General features: G+C 72.1%; 3 protein-coding genes. 1 reads left to right on the forward strand and 2 read right to left on the reverse strand.

What is annotated here, in order from left to right:
- A partial coding sequence (locus SACHA_RS0118445) for an MDR family MFS transporter (RefSeq protein ID WP_019812152.1) occupies positions 1–1,580 on the reverse strand: 1,580 nt, incomplete at its 3' end.
- Positions 1,581–1,806: 226 nt separating this feature from the next.
- Between SACHA_RS0118445 and SACHA_RS0118450 the strand changes: the two genes are divergently transcribed.
- On the forward strand, positions 1,807–2,652 hold the full coding sequence (locus tag SACHA_RS0118450) for an arylamine N-acetyltransferase family protein (RefSeq protein WP_019812153.1): 846 nt from the start codon (positions 1,807–1,809) through the stop codon (positions 2,650–2,652).
- Positions 2,653–2,673: 21 nt separating this feature from the next.
- Here SACHA_RS0118450 and SACHA_RS0118455 read toward each other — a convergent pair.
- The coding region (locus SACHA_RS0118455; RefSeq protein WP_019812154.1) for a VWA domain-containing protein at positions 2,674–3,303 on the reverse strand (630 nt) is incomplete at its 5' end.

Genomic DNA, 3,303 nt, shown 5'->3' on the forward strand with positions numbered 1-3,303 from the left:
GCGGCCGCGGGGTCGGGGGTGGTGGCCCCGGGGTCGGCGCCGACGTCCCGGGTGTGCGGCGTGGGCGGTGCCGAGCCGTCGTCGTCGAGGTCGAGGGTCTCGCGCAGGGGTTGTTCCCGGATGAAGGCGACGGCGACGACGGTGACCAGGGCCGTGCAGGCGGCGATGAGGAACAGGGTGCCGGTGGCGTGGCCGTAGGCGGCGCGCACAACCTCCCGCACGGGCGGGGGCAGCGCGTCGACGTCGAGGGTGCCGCCCCCGCCGTTGAGGGCGTCGCCGACGGGCAGGCCACGGGCGGTGAGGGTGCTGGTGATGTGGTCGGCCACGCGCATGGCGAGCACGGCGCCCAGCACGGACACACCGGAGGAGCCGCCGAGGGTGCGGAAGAAGGTGACTGTGGCGGTGGCGGCGCCGACGTTGCGCATGCCGACGGTGTTCTGCGCGGCCAGCACGAGGTTCTGCATCATCGAGCCGACGCCGGTGCCCATGAGCGCGAGGAACACGCCCATCCACACGAGGTCGGTGGTGTGGTCGACGGTGGACAACAGGGACAGCCCGGTGAGCAGCACCAGCGACCCGGCCACGAGGAACGGTTTGGTGCGGCCGGTGCGGGACACGATGCGGCCGGTGAGGGTGGAGGAGGCGACCAGCCCGCCGACCATCGGCAGGGTGAGCAGCCCGGCCACGGTGGGGGAGTAGCCGCGGGCGATCTGGAAGTACTGCACGAGGAACACCGCACCGCCGAACATGGCGGTGCCCACGGCCAGCGACGCGAGGATGGCGAGGGTGAAGGTGCGGTCGCGGAACAGCCGCAGCGGCACGACCGGTTCGCTGACCCGGGTCTCGACGAACACGGCCAGCGCGAGCAGGCCGAGGGCGCCACCGACGAACCAGCCGGTGGTGGGCGAGAGCCACGCGAAATCCTGCCCCGCCAGGGAGAACCACACCAGCAGCAGGGTCACCCCGGACACCAGCAGCAGCGCACCCAGCCAGTCGATCCGGATGTCCCGTTTGACGACGGGCAGTTTCAGCGTGCGGCCGAGCACGACGAACGCGGCCACGGCGATGGGCACGCCGACCCAGAAGGTGAACCGCCAGCCCAGCGGCGAGTCCACGATCAGCCCACCGATCAGCGGGCCGGACGTGGTGGCCACGGCGAAGGTGGCGCCGATGTAGCCGGCGTAGCGGCCACGCTCCCGCGGGGTGATCATCGCCGCCATCACGGCCTGGATGAGCGCCTGCAGCCCGCCCATGCCGATGCCCTGCAGGGCGCGGAACCCGATGAGCTGCGGCATGGTCTGCGCGAACCCGCCGAGCACCGACCCGAGCGTGAAGATCACGATCGCGACCTGGTACAGCAGCTTCTTGCTGAACAGGTCGGCCAGCTTGCCCCAGATCGGGGTGGTGGCGGTGGAGGTCAGCAACATCGCGGTGACCACCCACGCGTACTGGCTCTGCGTGCCGTCCAGGTCGGCCAGGATCGTGGGCAGCGCACTGGAGACGACGGTCGACGACAGGATCGCCACCAGCAACGCGAGCAACAACCCGGTGAACGCCTTGAGCACCTGCCGATGCGACATCGGCCGCTCGGGCGGTTGCCCCGCAGGCGGCGGCACGGGCTCGGCGTCGGACACGGGTCGCTCGGGCGTGGACGTGGCGGGACTCCCTTCACAGTCCGGAAATCTTTTCCGAAGCTAACGAAAAAAGTTGTGTGATGCAACTATGCTCCGGGGTGTGGCCCGGCGCACCCGGCCGCCGCGCCGTCCGGGTTGACCTCCACCGCGCTGCAGGTGTGACGCTCACACCGTGACCACCACCGCACCCACCCCGGCACCCACCGACACCGACGAGTGGGGCGTCGACGCGCTCGACCTGGACGCCTACCTCGCCCGCACCGGACACCGACACACCCCCGCCGCCCCGTCGGCCGAGGGGCTGCGCGCACTCCACGAGGCGCACGTGCGCACCATCCCGTTCGAGAATCTCGACGTCGTGCTCGGCCGCACCCCGAGCCTCGACCTGGAATCGATCACCGCGAAACTCGTGCACCGGCCCCGCGGCGGCTACTGCTACGAACACGGCCTGCTGTTCGCCGCCGTCCTGCAGCGGCTCGGCTACCCGGTCGTGCGCGGCGTGGCCCGCGTCCAACCCGACCACCCCGGCCCCAAGACGCACATGATCCTGCTGACCCGTGTCGACGACGTCGACCACCTCGTCGACGTCGGCTTCGGCGCCGGTGTGCTGCACCCGATGCCGCTGCGCCACGGACACGTCGTCGACCAGGCGGGCTGGCCCCACCGGCTCAGCCACGACGGCCGGTCGTGGCGCCTGGAGAAACACACCGACGACGGCTGGACCGCGCTGCACGCCTTCGACACCACCCCGCAGCGCCCGGTCGACTACGCCGTCGGCAACCACTACGTCGCCACCCACCCGGACTCGCCGTTCACCGGCCGCCCCGTGGTGATGCGCCTCGACCCCGGCCGCTGCCGCCGCCTCGTCGGCACCGAACTGCACACCACCCATCCCGACGGCCGCCCCGCCGACCAGGTGCCCGTCCCGCCGGAGCGGCTCGACGCGACCCTGCGCGGGCTCGACATCACCCTCGAACCGGACGACCTGTCCCGGCTGCGCGACCGGCACGGCGGGTGACCCGGCACCCGCCCGCGCGGCTCACCCGGCGGGCATCAACTCCGTGATCAGCCGGGACAGCTGACGCACGTTGCGGCACTCGTGCATCGGCACCACCCGCGCGTAGTGGTGGGCCGCCGAGTCGCCCGTGCCCCACAGGTTCTCCGGCTCCGGGTTCAGCCAGTACACGTGCCGCGCCGCGGCCGCCACCTCCCGCAGCGCGGGCAGGTTCGGATCACCCCCGTTGGTGCGGCCGTCCCCGAGAATCAGCACGCTCGTGCGCGGCCCCACCGCATCCGGCCACCCGGACACGAACGAGTCCAACGCCCCGCCGTAGTCGCTGTTGCTTCCCCACGTCGTCACCCGGGCCTGGGACAGCACCCGCACCGCGAGGTTGCGCGGGTCCTCACTCCCGTCCCGCACCAGGTCGGTGACCTCGTCGGTGACACCGACGAACGCGAAACTGCGCACCTTGCGGAACTGGTCGGACAACGCCTGGATCAGCAGCAACGTGAACTGCGCGAATCCGGCCACCGACCCGGACAGGTCACACAGCAGCACCAGCTCCGGCCGGTGCGGACCACGCCGCCGCAGCGCGGGCCGCATCGGCACCCCACCGGTGGCCATCGACCGGCGCAGCGTGCGCCGCAGATCGATCCGCCCGCGCGCCGC

The sequence above is a fragment of the Saccharomonospora halophila 8 genome, assembly GCF_000383775.1.
Taxonomy (GTDB): domain Bacteria; phylum Actinomycetota; class Actinomycetes; order Mycobacteriales; family Pseudonocardiaceae; genus Saccharomonospora; species Saccharomonospora halophila.